Origin of the sequence: Microcoleus sp. B4-C2 (assembly GCF_036705265.1) — a bacterium.
Taxonomy (GTDB): Bacteria; Cyanobacteriota; Cyanobacteriia; order Cyanobacteriales; family Microcoleaceae; genus Microcoleus.
On the sequence record NZ_JAUBUB010000022.1, the window covers coordinates 45,899 to 65,395 of the forward strand.

Below are 19,497 nucleotides of genomic sequence, written 5' to 3' on the forward strand. Positions count from 1 at the left end.
TCTGATAGCGCCAGACTTGAGTCGGGCGCGGAGTTGGAAAAAAGACATTGCTACTTGAGGCGGGCGAGGCCGCCCAGGTTAAATTTTGACAGCCAAGCTTCCCTATCGCTAGCGGTAAAAGAGGAAGTCCGGGATTGAACTTTCACCTGATAGCGATTTGCCACTAAAACAGCAGTGATATTAGCACCTTGATTAACTGCGGGATAGCCGCCTATTTTCTTGGTACTTTGCTGGAATTTTGCACCTGCGCTGGGGTTGCCGGCGATGTCGTTAATTGAGAGAACCGCGACATTTTTACCGTCTTTGTTCAACTTAGCTTCAGCAAAACCGGATTTTTCTTGAGCAAAAACGCGATCGAATCCACTCCCAGAAGACGGGAAGTATTTATTTAACTTACCGCCTGCAACTGCCTTTTTGGGCAGGTTTTGATTACTAGCACTTGATTTGTCAGCAGTTGTCTGCTGTGCTTTACCAGGTTTTTGGGTGCTTTCCTCCTGGGCTTTGTCCCAGCGTGATGGGGCTTGGGTTTGGCCGCAGGCGGTCACCAGCAGCAGTACCGAGATCAGGAATGGAGCTAAGATGCGGCGTGCGGGGAAAAATTGCATCGCTGTCTCCTCATTAGTAGGTTTCCATAACAATTGTGGCTTAGAATTTGGCAATTTGTGTCCTCTGAGCGGATGATTTGTCTTCTTTGTAAAAAAATCCTCTGCCTGCAGGCGGAGGATTTTTTTGCAATTATGAGTTTTGAAGGAAGAAAACTGAAAGATTGCTCCACAGATAAATTCTGGGGATGGGAGTAAAGAAACTAAGTTTTCGGATAGCCAGCAATCTCAAAACAATTTTTGCTAATTTTCCCTAGATTTATCTAGAAATGTCAGAGCAATTGTTCGTCAATCGTCTTATTACTTCGGCTTTCCAACTTAGGTCTTACTTTAGAGGTAAGGATCAGGCGTCGCTTTCAATGTAGATAAACAACAAACCCATTACCACAACTGGCATCACCCAGGTAATTAGGGGAATCAAAATCCAAGGCAAGAAAGAGGCAGCGTAGGAACCTGTCATATCAAATTCTCCAAACTAAAGTTAGTGTGTTCCAACAGGGATATGTGGGAGTCGAGTCTAATTGTTGACTAAACCCCGGAAAATGGCATCAACGCCGTTAAAGTTTTCGAGTAAGAAGTAGGCAACAAAGACACCACCCATTCCACCAATGAAGAAACCACCGGTAAACTGGCTCCACCCTTCAGCATTTCTGAGGGCATCAGGGGTCATGGGATTAGCGCTAGGGTAGCTGGTGTTGTCTTGTTTGAAAGAGACTAAACCGTAAGCAGACATACCTAGTGTGCCAAGCAGAACTAAGACGAGGGCTGTATATAATCCTCCGAGATTAGCTGCTTCTGGATAATCCCGCAGGGGTCCGAAGACGATTTCGGGGCCGACGAGGAAATAACCGTGTGCCAAACCAATTTCTAGGCCTCGAATTAGGGGCGAGAGTCCTTTGCGGTAGACGGGCAAGTTCCCAATGAATGCTTTTGTGAAATCAGAAGCACTGATGGGAGTTGCGAGATGACCCGTGAAGGGGTCGCCGTTAAAGGGTTTAATCAGCTCTGCATCTCTGGGATCGGCCATATTCTCTTTTTCCTCGCTGTGCGTAAAAGTTGAGGCGTTCAAGTCATATTTTACGCAGGGACGTGTTTCCTATTTGCATAATTGGCAGCGAGCTTTAGAAAAGTTCACTATTCTTTAGTTTTTGGAAGAATTTTTCTTTTGCCTCTTATACCAGAAAGCGAGTCGATCGGGCGACACTCCCAGGAAATAAGCGATGATTACTATTTGATTAATGGCGGTGGTGTGGATCACCCCAAGCTGCTGCCAGCGACGGGCGGAGGTCAGGACTGGCTGGGGTACTATTTCAATGCGACCTTGTTTTTTCAATCGGCGCACGAATTCAAAGTCTTCCATGAGGGGCAAGTCGGGAAAACCGCCGATTTGGTCAAAAGTAGCTGCGTTGAGGAAAATGGCTTGATCGCCGTAGGGCAGTTGCAGAAAGTTCGATCGCCACTTTACCCCTGTTTCTACCAGCCGGAGGCTGAGACTGCGGGCGTCAATCTGGAGTTGAAAGGCCCCCGCTACAGCAGACGGGTTAGCTAGTACCCGACGCGCGCTATCGTCGTACCCGCGAGGCAACAGAGTGTCTGCGTGGAGAAACAGCAGGATATCTCCAGCAGCAGCGGCGGCACCTGCATTCATTTGAGTGGCGCGGCCTGGGGCGGTGGAGATAACTCGGACGCCAAAAGATTTTGCTATATCTGTAGTACCGTCGCTGCTGCCACCGTCAGCGACAATTATTTCGACATTTTGGGCCTCAAGGGCGGTGGAGATGACTGAGGCTATTGTAGGTGCTTCGTTTAAGACTGGAATGATAATGGAAATTTTGAGATTGGGATTTTCTGGCGACATACAGACTTAAGCAACCCGTGAGAGAGAGGGCGGGTTTTGTACAAAGCTGATTTTGCCCATTTCTGACCCCAGGCTCGCCCCTACATTTTGCCTTAAGGTGGGAGAGTTTGGTAAAAAACCAAGCTATTAGTTGCTCATTTTTTACACCTCGCCCGCGCCTACATTGGGCTTTCATCTGGCGGGGCGGGTTTTGTACAAAGCGGAGCTGTTAGTTGCTAATTTAGTTGGGAATTTTTGGCTTTTTCTCGCGCCTGGGACTATTGTCCCAAGCGCTGTCTAACTGCTACTGAGATTCAGCATTTGGTTAGACAAATACACTTACTATATTATGACCTTATGGTTTCACAATCAAGTAGTTTTATCTAATTAAATATGACAATTACTAATGTTTGAAAGAAATTAAATATAGTTTAGTTATTTCAACATATTAATATCTAAACCGAGGAGGTCTTCAGGTCGATCGATATCTGCAAGAGTGGGAAGATAAGCAATATTGAGAGCGAGCTTTTGGGCGATCGCCCGCGTACAAGCAAATACTTCACTGGTTCCCCACTGAATGCCACCGAATAATTCCGGAATCGATCGCCGCAGCCCGATCAGATAATAACCTCCGTCTTTTGCCGGGCCCAAAACTAAATCGTGGTGGCTCAGTGCCTCAAAAGCTTGTGCCATGATTTCTGCTTTCAAACCAGGACAATCAGTGCCGATAATTGCAGTTTTCTCAACCCCTGAATTAAAAGACTTTTGAAACGCTGCTGTCATTCTGGCGCCCAAATCACCGTCTATTTGATTTTCACAAGAAATATCACTTCCCAGCCACTCTTGCATCAGTTGTTTGCTGCCGCCGGCTCGGTGAATTTCTACCGATAATCGGCGGGTTTTTTCGAGAGAGAGCGCGCAGGCGATCGTCCGTTGGGCCATCAAACGGTGAAGGTTAGCAGCGCCTGTTTTTCCCAGCACCGGAATTAGTCGAGTTTTGGTTGTTCCCGGTTCGGGATAGCGGGTGAAAACAATCAGTTTTTCCGACATCATTTATTGTTCATGAGTTTTAAAGGCAGGCACCGCAGAGGAAAAGAAGAGAAAGAGTGGACAACTGATTCACAGATTGCCGATCGATCTTTGTGGGTTAGGCCAGGACTTAATTTAATCGCCGCGCCCAACCCAGCATACAATCTATTTACTGAAAAATAGCCAGCGATTAGCTCATTTCTAGCATTCGCTGGATCGGCTGCAAGGCTGCTAGTTGAATATTTAGGGGCATGGTAATTTCAGGGGTTTGATTTTTCATAGCTAGATACAATTTTTCCAAGGTATTTAATCTCATGTGCGGGCATTCGTTGCAAGCACAACTATTATTGTTGGGAGGAGCGGGGATGAAGCGTTTGTGCGGAGCTTGCTTTTGCATTTGGTGAATGATTCCCGGTTCAGTCGCGACAATAAAAGCTTGGCTGGAACTAGCTTGAGAATATTTGAGCAAAGCAGTGGTAGAGCCGATGTAATTAGCGTGGCGCAGCACGGGAGGTTCGCATTCGGGGTGGGCGATTATTTCGGCTTCGGGATTCTCGATTTTGAGTTGAACTATCTTTTTTTCTGAGAAGTTTTCGTGGACGATGCAAGCTCCTTGCCAAATCTCCATGTTTCTGCCAGTTTGTTCCATGACGTAGCGACCGAGATTGCGATCTGGCCCAAAAATTATCGGCTGATTTTCGGGAATTTGGTTGACAATTTTAACCGCGTTAGAACTGGTGCAAATTATATCGCTCATTGCCTTAATTGCGGCGGTACAATTAATGTAGGAAATTACCAAATGTCCTGGTCGAGCCGCTTTGAAAGCTGCAAAGGCTTCGGGAGGGCAACTGTCGGCGAGGGAACACCCAGCATTTAAGTCTGGCAACAATACTAATTTGTCGGGATTGAGAATTTTTGCGGTTTCGGCCATGAAATGAACTCCGGCAAAAACTATGACATCGGCGCTGGTGTTGGCGGCTTTGCGGGCAAGTTCTAGGGAGTCGCCAATGAAGTCTGCGATGTCTTGAATCTCGGAGTCTTGGTAATAGTGGGCGAGAATGACGGCGTTTAATTCTTGTTTGAGGGCGTTAATGGCTGCAAACAAGTCGTCGGGCAGTCGGGTTTGAGTAAAGTTCGGAGCAGGTGCGGTGGTAAACACAGTTAGAATATTCCGGGGAAGGTGCGGGCTGGACTCAAGTGTATTTTGAATTATAGTTGAATTCACCAAAAACGGTGGGCAGTTGGGCCAGAGGTAGAAAATTTGCCATAGGTTAACCGACTGACTGGCAGTGGGAGCAAGATTTTGCGATCCAAGAGTGGACTCAGCTAAGTTTTTACCTGACTCTAATTAGACTGAAAGCTTGATCCAGCAAGATATTCACAGGTAAATGACTACCTTGAGCCACGAGTATTTTGAGTAGCCTCTATTGACATCCTTTGTTTACATCGTTTAATGTAATCACTACACGATGTAAAGTGTTTGGTTTTATACATCTATGTACTTTGAGGATATTCGCCAGTGGCAGGGAACTGCTGAGTTTCTGACAAAAGAACTAAAACGACGGATTGAGCAGCTTGGGCTATCTGTGGAACCACCAGCCTTACGAACTGTGCGATCGTGGAGATCCAAGCAACTCCTGTCACAACCCAAAGGGCAAGAATTTAGATTTCGCCAAATTCTGGAGGGATTGGCAGTGGCGCTGCTGCTGAAGCGCGGCTGGACGCTGGCGGCGATCGCTCAAGTTTTACCCTCATTCCCCGACGCAACTTTGGAGCAACAAATTCTTGCCGAGGCTGATGGTCAAGACCCAAGCTGGTTGCCACAAATGCAAACAACGACATTGCCATTACCCACAGGACACGCCAGCACGATCGATCTCGCTGAAGATACTGTTATATTGCTAGCCCAGGGAATTCTGCGACAGTACACAAGAATTCTCAATCGAGACATCGTTCGCCAAGACGATGATAGTATGCCATCGGAACTTTATCGGGCTATGTGCAAGTTAGGCAGGCTATATATCGAATCTGGAAAAAGCGATCGCGCCGCTTGCGTGCATACGGTTTTGGAACGTGCTAGATATCCCCTCGATAAGTGGGAATTAGATATTTTTTGTCACGCCGATTTTGACTCTGGTCAAGTAATTCTCATCGATCCAGACTTGCGAGTGCCAACCCCAGATTGTGCAGTAATTGCCAACAGTAAAGGTACTTTTGGCGAAGATAATATCATCGAACACCGCCTGTACCAACGGTTGCGCGACGCAACTGAACGATTGGGAATTCGCCGCCAGCACAAAGCTTATACGGCTTTGCGATCGCTATTTGGCAGCCGATCGCTCATCGGAGAACACCAACTCTTAGAGTATTTACGTGACAACGATTTAACACCTTTACAGGGAATGATTGTTGACACCTTTTTTGATAGCGTGCCGGATGTCTGGTTAATTGACGGACACGCTCATCGCTGCGCGTATTGCGGTACGCTGATGCGCCCCTATCCCAATAAAGAACTTTTTCCCGATGGGCGATGTCCGATTCGCCAATGCCTCGGTCACAACTCCTCAACAGCAAAAGTTTCGGAGAAATTAGACCCAAACCAAGACCGATTGCTGATTGCCCAACCGCAAATTTTAACCTATTGGACTGGGCCGGCGATCGACGAATTAGCAATTTTTAAGGCAGCCATAAAAAACGGACTAGATGCCGAACTTTACCCAGAATCAGACCTATGCGATGTAGCAATTAACGGTCGCAATATCGGCATTGATGCTAAGTCATACACCAGTCCTGTCTCCCTTGCTTTGCGCCTCAACCGCACTGGCATCGGAGGGCTGATTCACTACCGCCGTCGCATTATTGCGGTTAGCGACCAATTAATTGAGGAGCGGCCAGATTACCTCTCTACTTTCCAGTCAGCGATCGATAAAAAAGGCGATCCTGCTACTCTCGAAATTATGTCTGTTTCACAAGTCATACAGTTCTTAAAGAAAATCAAATATGAGAATTAAACCAGATTTCTGGACGGGAATAGATCGCATTTGCTGGCTGTGTGTCTTGATGGCAGAATTTATCGAAACTAATTCCCTAGAATATGCCCCTTTAACGATATCGGGAATGGCGAGTATCATCAATGCACCCGCGTTGACAAAAGCCCGCCAAGCCATTTTCAATATGCGCCTGATGTCGCTGGCTTACGTAACAGAACAGTCAGTGAAACACGCAGTTGCTATTTATAACGATCGCCACTACCGCAACAAAACTCAAGGAACCTATAAAATTAACTTAGAAACACTTCACTTTCAACGCACAGACCCCCTAGAAGACCCTTTAATTGCCCAAGCACGTCAAATTCTGGGTCAGCCTTTAGCACACCAATTTTACAGCGCCACCTTTGCCGATCCCCGCCAGCCAATGGCCGTTGCTTTAGGTGAAGAAACAACAGCCGCGAGAGTGCCAATTGGGCCGATCGCAGCCCCACTTGCGCCGCGCCGCACCCATTCCCTCGATCGCCTGCCGAAAGCAAAAATCCGCATTCCCCTTTCGGAACTGTACGAGTTAGCAGTTGAGATGGATGAACGCGAAGCAAATCACCCTGAAAAAAGACAGGGTAACTGGGTAAAACGGTTTCAACATTTTGCGCTTCAAGTGCCAGAAATTGGTAAAGGTTTGCGGGAAGAAATAGTCATCGAATTAGAAGGCATCAAGCACTTAATTGGACTGCCTGGATCGGGCAAAACAACTTTGCTCGTATTGATAGCTGTGTGGTTGGGAAAACGCGGTTATAAAGCGATGTTTGTGTTTCCCTCTATTGAAGTTGCCAGACAGTACATGGCAGAACTAGCATTTCATGAAATTAAAGTGGGAATGCTAGTCGGTCAAAGCGATGGAACTCGCCGCCGACACGCTAACAATATTGCCGAGGCGATCGCAGCATCAGGGGGAAATGGCGGCTTTGGCTATAGTTTGGAACAGGCAGAAACTTTTGGCTTAAATTGCGTCTTACCTGCGTTTTCTACTGCTGATACTTCGATGTGGGGATTTGGTTATGCACCCTGCAAGGAAATTTTACAAAGCGGTGGCAAAAAAGGGCAGATGAAAAAGTATCTTTGTCCGGTTTGGACGATGTGCGGCCGCCACAAAGCACCCCGCGATTTGCTAGATGCCGATATTTGGGTCGGTCACGTTCTTTCAATCGATACTGAAGTTCCACCTCATGCTATTCGCGATCGCATTCGTTATTTTGAATTAATTGCCCGGACATTCGATGTCGTAGTTTTTGACGAAGCAGATATGGTGCAATCAAATCTGGATGCTTACGGTGCTGCAACTTTAAAGCTTTCAGGTGCGGCAGATTCTATCCATTTAGTCATTCAAGAACAAATTCACAATCGTTTTGCTCGTGGCGAAAATTATCGATTGTTCGATCGAGATGTAGAACTTTATAGCCGCGATCTAGCAGAATTTGGCAATCACAACACATCATTAATTACTGCCGTTCAAAATATGCCCTCATCGCCGCGAGTGAGCCAACGCTATGAGAATCAGTTATTAACCGTTCTGAGAATAGTCAGCGATTTGTTGGATGGCTATGAGAAAACTTCTAAACGCGATCGCCTTGACGAAGAGGAAGTCAAACAGGGATTTAGCAAAAGTCGAGCCTTGAAAGAATTCTGGGAAACGGCTGCTTACCATGCTTTTTACGATCGCACGGGCATTGAACCGCACGATCGGCTAAACATGGATCTGTGCGCTCAAAGGCTGGGAATAAACGCCGACACGCTCAAACAGCAATGGGAAACTCAAATTCTTTATTTTCGTCGTTATTTAGCGGAGAATCTGATCGAACGGCGCGATAAAATAGTCAAAGAAATTGCCGAATTGTTTTTGCCTTTGTGTTTTAAGGATGCCACTGCATCAGGCGAAGCTCAGGATACGATTACCTTACTTGTTTGCGTTACTTTTGTGATTTTAGGCTATCAGCGTATCGTACCGCAAACTAGAACAATGGTAGCAGAAGGACTGCTTCGGGAACCGATTGTCGAATCAACGGCAACACCGGAACTGCGACAACTGATTCCTGAGAATATTTTGGGGTCTTTTTCGGGCGTGAAATACAGTTGTGAATCGGCACAAACTACTCGCTCTCAAGCCCGAAATGTGGAACTGTCTTATATTATTTTTGTGGGCGCGCCTCGGATGTTAATGCACCGTTTTCATCAGTTATTTGAGGCAGATGGCGAACTGACAGCGCCGGCAGTTTTAATGACTTCAGCTACCTCATTTCTCGAAGCAAGTCCTGCTTATCACATTAACTCTGGGCCGGATTATCTGCTGAAACCGCGGCAAACAGAACACGAACCCAAAAAGAGCTTTTACCGCTTCAAATGGCTGCCCGATCGCGAATCGCGCGATGAACCTCTCCGATATAGCGGTGCAGGCGAATTGCGCGATCGTAATTTAAAAAAAATGGTAGACGCGCTGGTGCAAGGAGGAACCAAGAAATCTGAAATTTACAAATCCATCCTCAACTTTGACGTGCAACATGGTATTTACCGCAAAGCTGCCTTAATTGTTAACAGCTACGAACAAGCTCGGAACGTTAAGAATTTTATCAACGATTACCATCCAGAAATCGGCAAAAGAACCAAAGCAGTTGTTAATTTTCTCAAAAACGGAGAGCAACCCACAGATTTCGTTACCACGGCTCAGTGCGAGGCTTTAGGAGATGATGAAACTTGCGATATTATCATTTTTCCGATGTTGGCAATTGGTAGAGGCGTGAATATTGTTTTTACCAAAGGAGATAGGCAACTCGATGCAGCCATTGGTACAATTTATTTCCTCACCCGTCCCCATCCCACGACTGACGATACGCAACTTTTGTACAGTCTAGCCGGAAAAGCTACCCAAGAATTTGACAGTCGAGTTTTTACTGAATCAGAAGACTTGCCAGCAATTTATAATACTTGGAAACAGTCCCGAAAACAACTCTGGAAAACGGCTAATCGGCTGTTACGCGAACCTCTCATGGCTAGCCGTTTGGGTGAAGATTTATTTAAACCGTTTACGGCCAATCAGATGGTTGGGATTTTGCAAACAATTGGGCGCGGGATGCGAAATGGGTGTCCGGTACAAGTTTACTTTGTCGATGCAGCTTGGGCAATTAAATCTACTAAAAATGAACCTGACTCCGGGCGGGACAGTATGCTAGTTCAGATGCGAATTATTTTAGAAGAATGCGTCAAGCATCCCGATCCAGTGATTCGAGAAATTTATCAAGAACTTTACGGTGCATTTCTGGATCCCCTGCGGCGCATTAATGGCATAGTTTACCCGGAAAGTTTACGCGATTCAGAAGGTTTGACAGAGGAAGAAGACGATTTTAATGATTTTTCGCCTTTATTGGAGATGTAAGCATGAACGACGAAATTTTGGACGAAATTGAATTCGATGATGACGGCGAAGTAAAGCACTCCTGGACGCATTCAGACCAAAGAAACCGGGTTTTTTACCGCATCTACGGGCTGTAACGAAATATTTTCGTAAAAAAACCCGGTTTCTGGCCCCCATGCGTCCAGGACTATAAAGGAAACGACTATTATTGGAGATGCAACCATGAACGACGACATTTTTGACGAAATCGAATCCGATGATGACGAAGAAACTGAAGCTACTGTGGTTTCAGACACTCTTTACATTCCTCTTGCGAATAAGAGTCTGAAAGAAATTACCCTAGCTTTTACCGTGCCAGATAATATCGAGCCAGTAACAGTCAAAGGCTTGACACTAGGTTGGACAAAATCTGCTTTACATGAGCTTTCGACCATCCAAAAAGGTGCTTGCAAGGGCGATTCAGCCATGAAAAATCTCCCTTATGCCTCGCTGCGAGGTTTGTTAGAAGTAGGACTTGACAGTGCCGCACGGATTCAGTCAAATGTAGGTTTGAGTAACTATTCGTTGAATTCTAAAAGTGTAAATGAGCCGGAACCATTTGCTTACTTAAATTCCGAAAGTACACAAGATATCCAGAAAGCGTTACGCCCAATTATCAACGAGTGGATAACAAATTTCCTAAAACCTTTTGCAGAAAAAGAAGATGGGCAAGTGGAAGTTATCGACCGTTTGGAAGATTTGCACGATCGAAAGGAGTTGTTAACAATTACTCCGTCTGAGTCTCAAGTTTTACCTTGGAAATGGAATCCAAATACAGGAACTACAAAACACAGCAACAATTATGATTATCGCGTGTTAGTCGATTATGCAGCTCGTGCGATCGCGGGAAAAGAGATTTTTCAGGGGCTAGGAACAATGAAGCGGGTTATTTCCAGCAGTGGTAGCCTCACAACTGGGATGGCAGAATTGATTACCGATCCCATTACTCTACCCGACACTACAGGAACATTCAGTCTGGTGGTACGCTTAGAAGTTGTAACCTATCCTTCTTTGCACCAGCCTTTATTGAAGATAGATGTTTCCAAACGCCGCTGGTTAAGTGGGTTACAACCTGCACGCTATAACTCAGCAAATATTAGCGGCTTTGTCTTTTCTGATGATTATAGCGATCGCGCATTTCGCTACACGGTGCTTTCCGATTCCGAAAAACCGGAGAAAAATCAACAGGACAAAAAGAAAAATTGGTTTTGGGCGATCGATAAAGATTTTGAAGCCTTGCGCGGCAAGCTAAAACTCCCGCTGAAAACCCCTAACGATCAAAATATTGATGGTTCCCAAATTGCTTTGGGGAAAGCTTCAACGGATAGCTGTAAAGTAGTATTAACTTACCGCAACGGATTGCAAGAAGGGAAACACGGAATTGACGCAGGCGTACCGGAGATTGATAAATTAGAAGCTTTTGAGGCGATAGCCAAAATTCTTGAACCTATCGGTTTTAAAGCTTTTGATAATTACTATCCTGTAAAATTTAAGAGAGGTGAAAGCCACAAATTAGATGATACAGCTTCACGCATGATTAATTTGCCTACTCTGTTAGGTGCTGCTTTAGAAGTTCTCGAAAAAGACGACTGCTATGATTTGACTCCCAAATATCTAGAAAGCTTTGAGGACAATGAGTTAAACAGCTTGCTCACTAAACACCTTGATATCAATTTAGATAATATTGCAAAAGGCAGAAAAGCCCTTAAATTGGTTTGTCAATTAAAAGAACTCAAGGCGATGATTCAGGCAAACCAGGAAGCTATGCGTCGGCTATATCCTAACGAAAGACTGTTGCTTGTTGTCTTTTACGAAGAACAATGTCAAACCGAAGTGAAACTGCTGCAAGCAATGATTCCAGTTCTCTGGGGTGATGCGATCGAACTCATGGCTAATCGTTTGCCAGCAAACACTCACGGGCCGAGAGAGTCATTGCCCGGTGCAAATTTGAAAGCGAAAGAGCGATCGCAAAACCGCATAAAAGCCTGGGAGTCGATCGTCCAACAACTTGCTTTACGCAAACAGCGAACTTTTTGCCTGGTAATGGCACGGGAATGGTATCCAGACAACAAACATGACGATGCGGTGAATAAACCCTCATCCCGTCAAGCACTGGCTAAAATCGCTGGTTCTTGCGTGCAGTTTCTGCTACCGATTGAAACAACTAAGGACAAAAATATTCTCAACCTCGATAATTTTTCCCATCGAGTGCAAGCGGCTCTAAAAGACTTACTTTGGGCTCATTCTGGCCGCATTGATCATGTCAAAGAAAAGGTTGACAAATGGCTAAAAGATACTCCTCAAGAAGCCAGACCAAAAGAAATTATTGGGATTACGATCGTTCGCAAACAGAAAGGTCGCGCTCGCGGCTCTATTGAGAAGACTTTTTTACCAGTTGCTATGCGTCTCAACGTGGAGACAGGCGAGTGCGAACTGTGCTGTGCTTATGATAGGAATAGTTTACAAATCAGTCCTTGGAGCAAGTTTTCTGATGCGATAGCCTTCATTTCCCAAATCTCCCCCGTGAAACTGGCTGACAAAGAAGATGTGCGTCGGAATCGTTTCATGGAATTTGTAAAGCAGATTATTTCCAATTCTGTAGAGGAGGGAAATCAACCATTAGTTACGATCGATTCTTCCAACTGCGTGAAACTTTGGTCTTGGCTTGCCGATTCTAAAATGAATGCAAATCAGATTAATTTTGAAACCCAGTCGGGAAGCCCCTTGCACGAACATATGGAGCAAGAATGGAAAGGCGCGCGGATAATTCGGATTCGCCAAGACCTCGCCCCTGGAATTATAGATAAAAAAGTCCGATATTTAACAGAAACTTCTCTGGAAGATACGCGGACAAAAAAAGAACTGACTTCAACCCTTGAAATTCCTTCAGCCTCTAGTGTAAAGGGATTATTTCGACTAAGTGCAACTAATCAAACGGGTTGTGTTGCTTATCTATCTGTAAGAAATGAAAAACCAGGTAAATTACGCGGTCAAAGTTGCTATCGCTCAACAAAAATTAACGTAGGTGCCAAGAAATCTGATGATTCTCAAGACAAACTTTTAAATAATGCTGATTTAAAAGTTGACGAAGCTGCCAAGAAATCTGATGATTCCAAAGGCAAACTTTTAAATAAAGCTAAATTAAAAGTTGACAAAATCGCAAGCAAACCGCCGTTTTTGGGTCAGTGGACAACTCCCAATCCCCTTGAGATTGTTGTTACCTTGCGACAAGAAAATGACAATCCCGATCTCCTTGCTGCACTGGTAGAATCTCTGCGCTATGGTTTCGGTCACTACAGCGACTGGTCGAGCTTACCGGCCACCCTGTTCTTCGAGCGTGTCGTGCGAGATTACATCAGCGAATTTGCAATTGAAGATGAAGAAAGGTCGGCGGAACCTGATAGGGAGGAATAATTCAGTCTAGGGGTTCTGTCCCGACTCGCTTGAGTTTTATGGCGTTGGAGTCGGTGATTAACGGGCTTAACTTCAGGCCAATCGCTTCTCATGTCAAAGGGGGAGAGAATTTTTGCGCCCTGGAGTGAAAGATGAAGAAAGCTGAGCAAATCTAAAATCTAGAATCTCAAATCTCAAATTCCCTGGGAGAGGCTGCACTGTATAATTAGTGAAGGCTGGATTTGCCGAAAATTGGTAAGTTTAGTAGGAATTTTTAAGCGGTAAGGGATCGATCGAACGAACGCAAATCACATGAATGAGGCTAAATCTATCAAAATTGCGGTGGTTGGGGATGTTCACGATCGCTGGGAAGCTGAAGACGGCGAGGCCCTGAAGCATCTGGGCGTTGATTTGGTGCTGTTTGTGGGGGATTTTGGCAATGAGTCGGTGGAGGTGGTGCGGGCGATCGCCCAATTGGACATTCCGAAAGCAGCGGTGTTTGGGAACCACGACGCTTGGTACACGGCGACAGAGTGGGGCCGCAGTCAGTGTCCTTACGATCGCACTCAAGAAAATTGGGTAAAACAGCAGTTAGATTTAATGGGAGAAGCTCACGTCGGTTACGGGAAACGGGATTTTCCCGAATTGGGCGTAACTGTGGTGGGAAGCCGCCCGTTTACTTGGGGGGGCTCGGAGTGGAAGTACGGGGATTTTTACTCGGAGTGGTTTGGGGTAGAAAGTTTTGAGGAGTCGGCGCGGCGCATTGCAGCGGCTGCGGCGGATGCCGATTGCGAAAATGTGATTTTTTTGGGTCACACGGGTCCGACGGGGTTAGGAGAGGCTCCTGAAGACCCCTGCGGGCGAGATTGGAAGCCACTGGGAGGGGATTGGGGCGACCCGGATTTTGCGGAGGCGATCGATCGAACTCGGAGTTCTGGGAAGCACATACCGCTGGTAACTTTTGGTCATATGCACCACAAACTGCGGCACACGAAGCACGAGTTGCGGAAGTCGCTGGAGGTGAGTGCGGAGGGTACGGTGTATTTGAATGCCGCCAGCGTACCGCGAATTGTGGAGAGAGAGTGCTCGAAATTGCGGAATTTCTCGATCGTCCTGCTGGAAAATGGAGCAGTGTCGGAAGTGTCCCTGGTATGGGTAGGCGAAGATTTCGCGGTAGAAAGAGAACAAATTCTTTATCGGCGCGCTGAATCTGCAGCTATTTGTAGTTAGAGACATTTGCTGGTATGATAAAATTTATGCGCCAGGAGAGGTGGCAGAGTGGTCGAATGCGCCTGACTTGAAATCAGGTGAACCGCAAGGTTCCGTGGGTTCAAATCCCACCCTCTCCGTTTGAAAATTCTCTTGTCCGTTAAGGGTTTCAGGTTAATTACATAACAAGAAAAACCGTTTTCCGCTCAACTTTCGCGCTAATGGTTTTCTAATATGTCCAAAACCACCTCCATATCTGCCAAGTCCGCCCTCGACTTTTTACGCTGCGCTTTTAACTGATTGAGCAAGTCGGCCGGCTCTGGAAATTCTGCGACGGTCGGAACCAAGTTTTTAATTTCCTCCCGATCGCGCCGCACTTCCTTGAGCTCTTCCTCCAACATCTGCACCTTCAGTCCTAAATCGCCGTTGCGCTCGTGTAACTGATTCAGTTCTTTATCCCATTCTGCAAGCTGCTTGTTGGCCGCTTTCAGTTCCTGCCTGAGTGATTCATCGTTGCCATCACTCAGGCACTCAATTTTCCCAGCCGTTCCTCAATGGCGGCCATCCGCTCCATCACGGGGTCAAGGCTTGGGTAGTGCTTTTTTGTAAATGACAGAGAAAAATAGTAAAATAGAGCGACGATCGTGAGAGAGGAATGATGGAATGAAATTGGATTTAAGTTGCCCAACGTGTGGCTCTGATGACATTATGAAAAATGGGACAACGCGCAGAGGCAAGCAAAACCATAAATGTCGAGACTGTGGAAGACAGTTTGTGGAGAATCCACAGTGGAAACCAAAAGACAAAGACACCATCGCATTGGTAAAATTATTATTACTCGAAAAAATCCCATTAGCCGGAATAGTAAGAGCAGTAGGTATGTCAGCAAGCTGGCTCCTTGCATTATGTCAACAAATATTATCAACAGGTAGAGCAGCAAGCAGAAGTAGTGCCAAAAGAAAAAGGGAAGCTGACGGTTCAAATCGACGAATTGTGGTCATTTGTGGACAATAAAGGGAACAAGCAATGGGTCTGGCTCGCAATAGATGCTCGAACCAGAGAAATCATCGGATGTGAGATTGGAGACCGTTCGCGGACATCAGCTTTCGCAACTCTGGGATTCATTACCAGGGGTATATAAGCAGTGCGCCTGCAGTGTATACGGACATGTGGGAGGCGTATGAAAAGGTAGTGCCAAGCAAAAGACATTTTGCGGTAGGAAAGGAGACGGGATTAACGAGTTATATTGAAAGACTCAACAACACGTTAAGACAGAGAATATCAAGGTTAGTAAGAAAGACATTATCATTCTCAAAGAAGCTAGAGAATCATATCGGGGCAATTTGGAACTTCATCCACGAATACAACCAACAAATCAGAAAAAAAATGGGGATTGGATAATAAGAGAGATTGTTTTCCTCTGTCATTTACAAAAAAGCACTACCCACTCTTGTTATTGATTTGCGATCGATTATTCAGCAAGCCCTACTTCAACTGTTTATCAAAGTAAATTAATGTATTCTTTTGTGGCTTTTCGGTAATTACCCTTCATCCTATTATCTTTAAAAGTGTCTAAATTATCAGGAGCACCATGAATGATCCAATAAGCAATTTTTCTCAGAGAGCATCCTATTAGTTCAGAAGTTTGAGCTTGTGTATTTCCGCTCTTTAGCAGCAATAAAACAATTAAGGCTATGAAGCCGAATGTCTGGATGCTAATGCTCCTTTAATACTTGTTGAAGATTTTCCCTTGTCTCGGAACTGAGGAAGTTTTTAGTAGGCATTGACTTTTTATAAATATCATAATAATAATAATATGCAATATGCGTTTTAGATGCTGAACAGCTTAAATCTGAGAAAGGTTTCGCCTGAAAAACCCTCCCAAAGACAGTTTTAAATTATCCCGAACAGAGGTTAATGTAAGGCGGTTAAATTCATTCAAGGCTCTGAGCATGACATCTTCTACTATTGACAATCTCACTCAACAGCAATGGCATAAGCAATCTGCTGCCGATGCTGCGAAATATCTGAGGACAGATTTAGAAACGGGATTGTCAGAAGCAGAGGTGTCTGAACGTCAGAAACTTTATGGTTTCAATGAAATCAAGGGGAAAGCAGGGAAAAGCCCCATCCTCCGTTTTCTGATGGAATTTAACCAACCCTTAATTTATATTTTGTTAGTTGCTGGCATCGTGACGCTGCTGCTAAAGGACTGGGTGGATGCGGGGGTGATTCTGGGCGTGATGTTGATTAATGCTGTAATTGGCTTTATCCAAGAATCGAAAGCCGAAAATGCGATCGCCGCCCTAGCCAAATCTGTCACCACCGAAGCCACCATGATTCGAGATGGGCAGAAGGTTCGGCTCAACTCCCGCGAACTGGTTCCTGGCGATCTGGTATTACTGACATCCGGTGACAAAGTGCCTGCTGACGTGCGGTTAGTTAATGTGCGTGACTTGCAGGTGAGTGAATCTGCATTGACAGGGGAATCGGTTCCCGTCCAAAAAGCAACCGAACCCGTAGCCGCTGAAACGGTTTTAGCCGATCGCAGCAACATGGCCTATGCCGGAAGCTTGGTGACATTTGGGCAGGCCAAAGGAATTGTGGTAGCCATCGCCAACCAGACGGAAACTGGGCGAATTTCGCAACTGATGGATCAAAGCACTGGGCTGGAAACACCACTTACTCGCAAGATTGAGCAATTTAGTAAGAGTCTCCTGTACGTCATTCTAGGGTTGTCAGCATTCATGTTTGCTGTGGTGATGGGCAAAGGAGGAACCTGGACAGACGGGTTTAAGACGGCAGTTGCCCTAGCGGTGAGTGCGATTCCCGAAGGACTTCCAGCCGTGGTGACAGTGACGCTAGCGCTGGGGGTGGAGCGGATGGCCAAGCAACACGCGATTATCCGCAAACTGCCCGCCGTCGAAACCCTCGGTAGTACGACGGTAATCTGTTCGGATAAAACAGGCACTCTCACCGAAAATCAGATGACCGTCCAAGCTATCTATGCTGGGGGGAGTTCCTACACTGTTAGTGGGGTGGGCTATCTAGAGTCAGGCTCGATTTTACAAAACGATCGCCCCGTAGAGGTAAGTCAATTCCCCATATTGCAGGAATGCTTGCAGTGTGGCTTATTATGCAACGACTCTCACCTCCAAGAACAAGAGGGGCAGTTATCTGTAGCAGGCGATCCCACCGAAGGGGCACTGATTGTCTCAGCGCAAAAGGCAGGGCTGACACTGCAAGAACTAGAGCGGGAACAACCGCGACTAGATACAATTCCTTTTGAGTCGCAGTTTCAATATATGGCAACCTTGCATCAGCAAAGAGAACTAGCCGATCGCCACAGGATTTATGTTAAAGGTTCGGCAGAGTCTATTCTCAAGCAATGTCATCACCAAATTGATGCAGATGGTCAAAACATCGACTTAAATCGAGAGGAAATTGAGCAAGTTGTCGATCGGATGGCATCCCAAGGTTTACGGGTACTGGCATTTGCTAAGAAAGAAATCTCTGCCCAAAAGCAGGGGATCGATCGCGAAGATATTGACAACAATCTAGTCTTTCTGGGACTCCAAGGCATGATAGACCCACCCAGAGCCGAAGCGATCGCCGCCGTGCGAGTCTGTCAGTCTGTGGGAATTCAAGTCAAGATGATCACGGGCGATCATGCCCTAACTGCCGCCGCGATCGCCCGTAAAATGGGACTGAGCCAAGAAGAAGATGCCCTAGTGTTCACTGGGAAGCAACTGGCAGAAATGGACGATCAAGAACTGGCGAATGCCGTTGAAGCTAGTAATGTGTTTGCGCGGGTTGCGCCTGAACAGAAACTGCGACTGGTAGAAGCTTTGCAGTCCAAGGGCGAAATTGTTGCGATGACTGGAGATGGGGTCAATGATGCCCCAGCACTGAAGCAGGCAGATATTGGCATAGCGATGGGGATTACAGGTACGGAAGTTGCCAAAGAAGCAGCAGATATGGTGTTGACCGATGATAACTTTGCCTCCATTGAAGCCGCCGTAGAAGAAGGACGCACCGTTTATGGCAACCTGCTGAAAACCATTGGGTTTATCCTACCCGTCAACGGTGGAGAGGCGCTGACCATATTGGTGGGAATCTTGGCTGGTACAACCCTGCCAATTTTGCCGGTGCAGATTCTCTGGGTGAATATGGTGAGTTCCGTCGCCCTTAGTGCCACTCTAGCGTTTGAGCCCAAATCGGCTGAGACTATGCAGCGAGCGCCCCGCCGTCCCAATGAACCCCTATTAACGAAAAAATTGCTGTGGCGCATCCTGATTATTTCCATCTTCAATCTCATTGCTGTACTTGGCATTTTTGAATGGGCTTCGCAAGCCACAGGTAATATCAATTTGGCTCGGACAATGGCAGTCCATACCCTCGTTTCCGCAGAAACCTTTTACTTATTGAGTATTAGCCAATGTATTCCATCTCTGTTTGCGTATTTAAAAGATCGCACTCAAGAAATTGCCTTTATTCCTGCTATCGGTGTGGCTTGTGTGTTTATATTTCAAGTTTTCTTTAGCCAGTTGACTTTCATAAACCCGCTATTTGCTACCCAACCGCTTAGTTTTATCCAAGCTCTCATTTGTATCGGTGCAGGGATTCCAGTCATTGTGCCTGCTCTGTTGTTAAAGCGGTTTGCTCCTCTTGCTTAAACTGATAGCGATCGTCACTCTAATTGGCGCGGCTGGAATTTATGCGTTTGAGCGCGAACTTCCTAATCGATCGCCCTATGTGGTTATTTGAGGGCAACACAGGCCACATTTTTTGTGAGTCAGGATGCTGAGAGCGATCGAGCAGAAATAGCGGCTACACAATCAATTCAAGCTGTGGAAACAGAAATTACTGCACTGCCAAGGTTCAAGCCTGCTTGACGAAAAGGTTTAAGCCTGTGAATTGCTAAGGAATGAGAATTAAATAACTTCCACTCTTGAAAGTGGGATGGGCGTCCCGCCCGTCCTTTTTGGACGG

The 19,497-nt window shown here is 46.0% G+C and carries 12 protein-coding genes, 1 tRNA gene and 1 pseudogene; 7 read left to right on the forward strand and 7 right to left on the reverse strand.

The window, feature by feature from the left end; genetic code table 11:
• Positions 1–50: 50 nt before the first annotated feature.
• The 6 genes from QUB20_RS09780 to nadA all read right to left on the reverse strand — a co-directional run bounded on the left by QUB20_RS09780 (position 51) and on the right by nadA (position 4,627).
• Positions 51–605: a hypothetical protein gene (locus tag QUB20_RS09780; protein WP_333245648.1), complete on the reverse strand. Its 555-nt coding sequence runs from the start codon at positions 603–605 to the stop codon at positions 51–53.
• A 340-nt stretch (positions 606–945) separates the two neighbouring features.
• Positions 946–1,062 carry a photosystem I reaction center subunit VIII gene (locus tag QUB20_RS09785; RefSeq protein ID WP_333042098.1) on the reverse strand — a complete coding sequence of 39 codons (117 nt, stop codon included), beginning with the start codon at positions 1,060–1,062 and terminating at the stop codon, positions 946–948.
• A gap of 57 nt (positions 1,063–1,119) precedes the next feature.
• Complete coding sequence (locus tag QUB20_RS09790; RefSeq protein WP_333081456.1) at positions 1,120–1,629, reverse strand: photosystem I reaction center protein subunit XI; 510 nt, start codon at positions 1,627–1,629, stop codon at positions 1,120–1,122.
• A gap of 114 nt (positions 1,630–1,743) precedes the next feature.
• Complete coding sequence (locus tag QUB20_RS09795; protein ID WP_333242038.1) at positions 1,744–2,460, reverse strand: TIGR04283 family arsenosugar biosynthesis glycosyltransferase; 717 nt, start codon at positions 2,458–2,460, stop codon at positions 1,744–1,746.
• 414 nt (positions 2,461–2,874) lie between these two features.
• On the reverse strand, positions 2,875–3,492 hold the full coding sequence (locus tag QUB20_RS09800; protein ID WP_333245652.1) for a TIGR04282 family arsenosugar biosynthesis glycosyltransferase: 618 nt from the start codon (positions 3,490–3,492) through the stop codon (positions 2,875–2,877).
• A gap of 166 nt (positions 3,493–3,658) precedes the next feature.
• Positions 3,659–4,627 carry a quinolinate synthase NadA gene (nadA, locus tag QUB20_RS09805; protein WP_333245655.1) on the reverse strand — a complete coding sequence of 323 codons (969 nt, stop codon included), beginning with the start codon at positions 4,625–4,627 and terminating at the stop codon, positions 3,659–3,661.
• 337 nt (positions 4,628–4,964) lie between these two features.
• Here nadA and QUB20_RS09810 point away from each other — a divergent pair, with 337 nt between their 5' ends.
• The 5 genes from QUB20_RS09810 (at position 4,965) to QUB20_RS09830 (ending at position 14,645) form a co-directional block, all read left to right on the forward strand.
• Positions 4,965–6,479, forward strand: coding sequence for a restriction endonuclease-related protein (locus tag QUB20_RS09810; RefSeq protein WP_333245658.1), 1,515 nt, complete (start codon positions 4,965–4,967; stop codon positions 6,477–6,479).
• On the forward strand, positions 6,469–9,885 hold the full coding sequence (locus QUB20_RS09815; RefSeq protein WP_333245661.1) for a pPIWI_RE_Z domain-containing protein: 3,417 nt from the start codon (positions 6,469–6,471) through the stop codon (positions 9,883–9,885). Before QUB20_RS09810 ends, QUB20_RS09815 begins: the two co-directional genes overlap by 11 nt.
• A gap of 201 nt (positions 9,886–10,086) precedes the next feature.
• Complete coding sequence (locus QUB20_RS09820) at positions 10,087–13,317, forward strand: RNaseH domain-containing protein (protein WP_333245664.1); 3,231 nt, start codon at positions 10,087–10,089, stop codon at positions 13,315–13,317.
• A 291-nt stretch (positions 13,318–13,608) separates the two neighbouring features.
• Positions 13,609–14,526 (forward strand): TIGR04168 family protein, encoded by a 918-nt coding sequence (locus tag QUB20_RS09825; RefSeq protein WP_333245667.1) that lies wholly within the window; start codon positions 13,609–13,611, stop codon positions 14,524–14,526.
• Positions 14,527–14,560: 34 nt separating this feature from the next.
• Positions 14,561–14,645: transfer RNA gene (locus QUB20_RS09830), tRNA-Ser, on the forward strand.
• 78 nt (positions 14,646–14,723) lie between these two features.
• Here QUB20_RS09830 and QUB20_RS09835 read toward each other — a convergent pair.
• Entirely contained in the window at positions 14,724–14,906 is a 183-nt protein-coding gene (locus QUB20_RS09835; RefSeq protein ID WP_333245670.1) for a hypothetical protein, read from the reverse strand.
• Between the two features lie 262 nt (positions 14,907–15,168).
• Here QUB20_RS09835 and QUB20_RS09840 point away from each other — a divergent pair.
• Positions 15,169–15,906, forward strand: a pseudogene (locus QUB20_RS09840) (IS1 family transposase).
• A gap of 551 nt (positions 15,907–16,457) precedes the next feature.
• Positions 16,458–19,181 (forward strand): cation-transporting P-type ATPase, encoded by a 2,724-nt coding sequence (locus QUB20_RS09845; RefSeq protein ID WP_333245674.1) that lies wholly within the window; start codon positions 16,458–16,460, stop codon positions 19,179–19,181.
• The last annotated feature ends 316 nt before the right edge of the window (positions 19,182–19,497 follow it).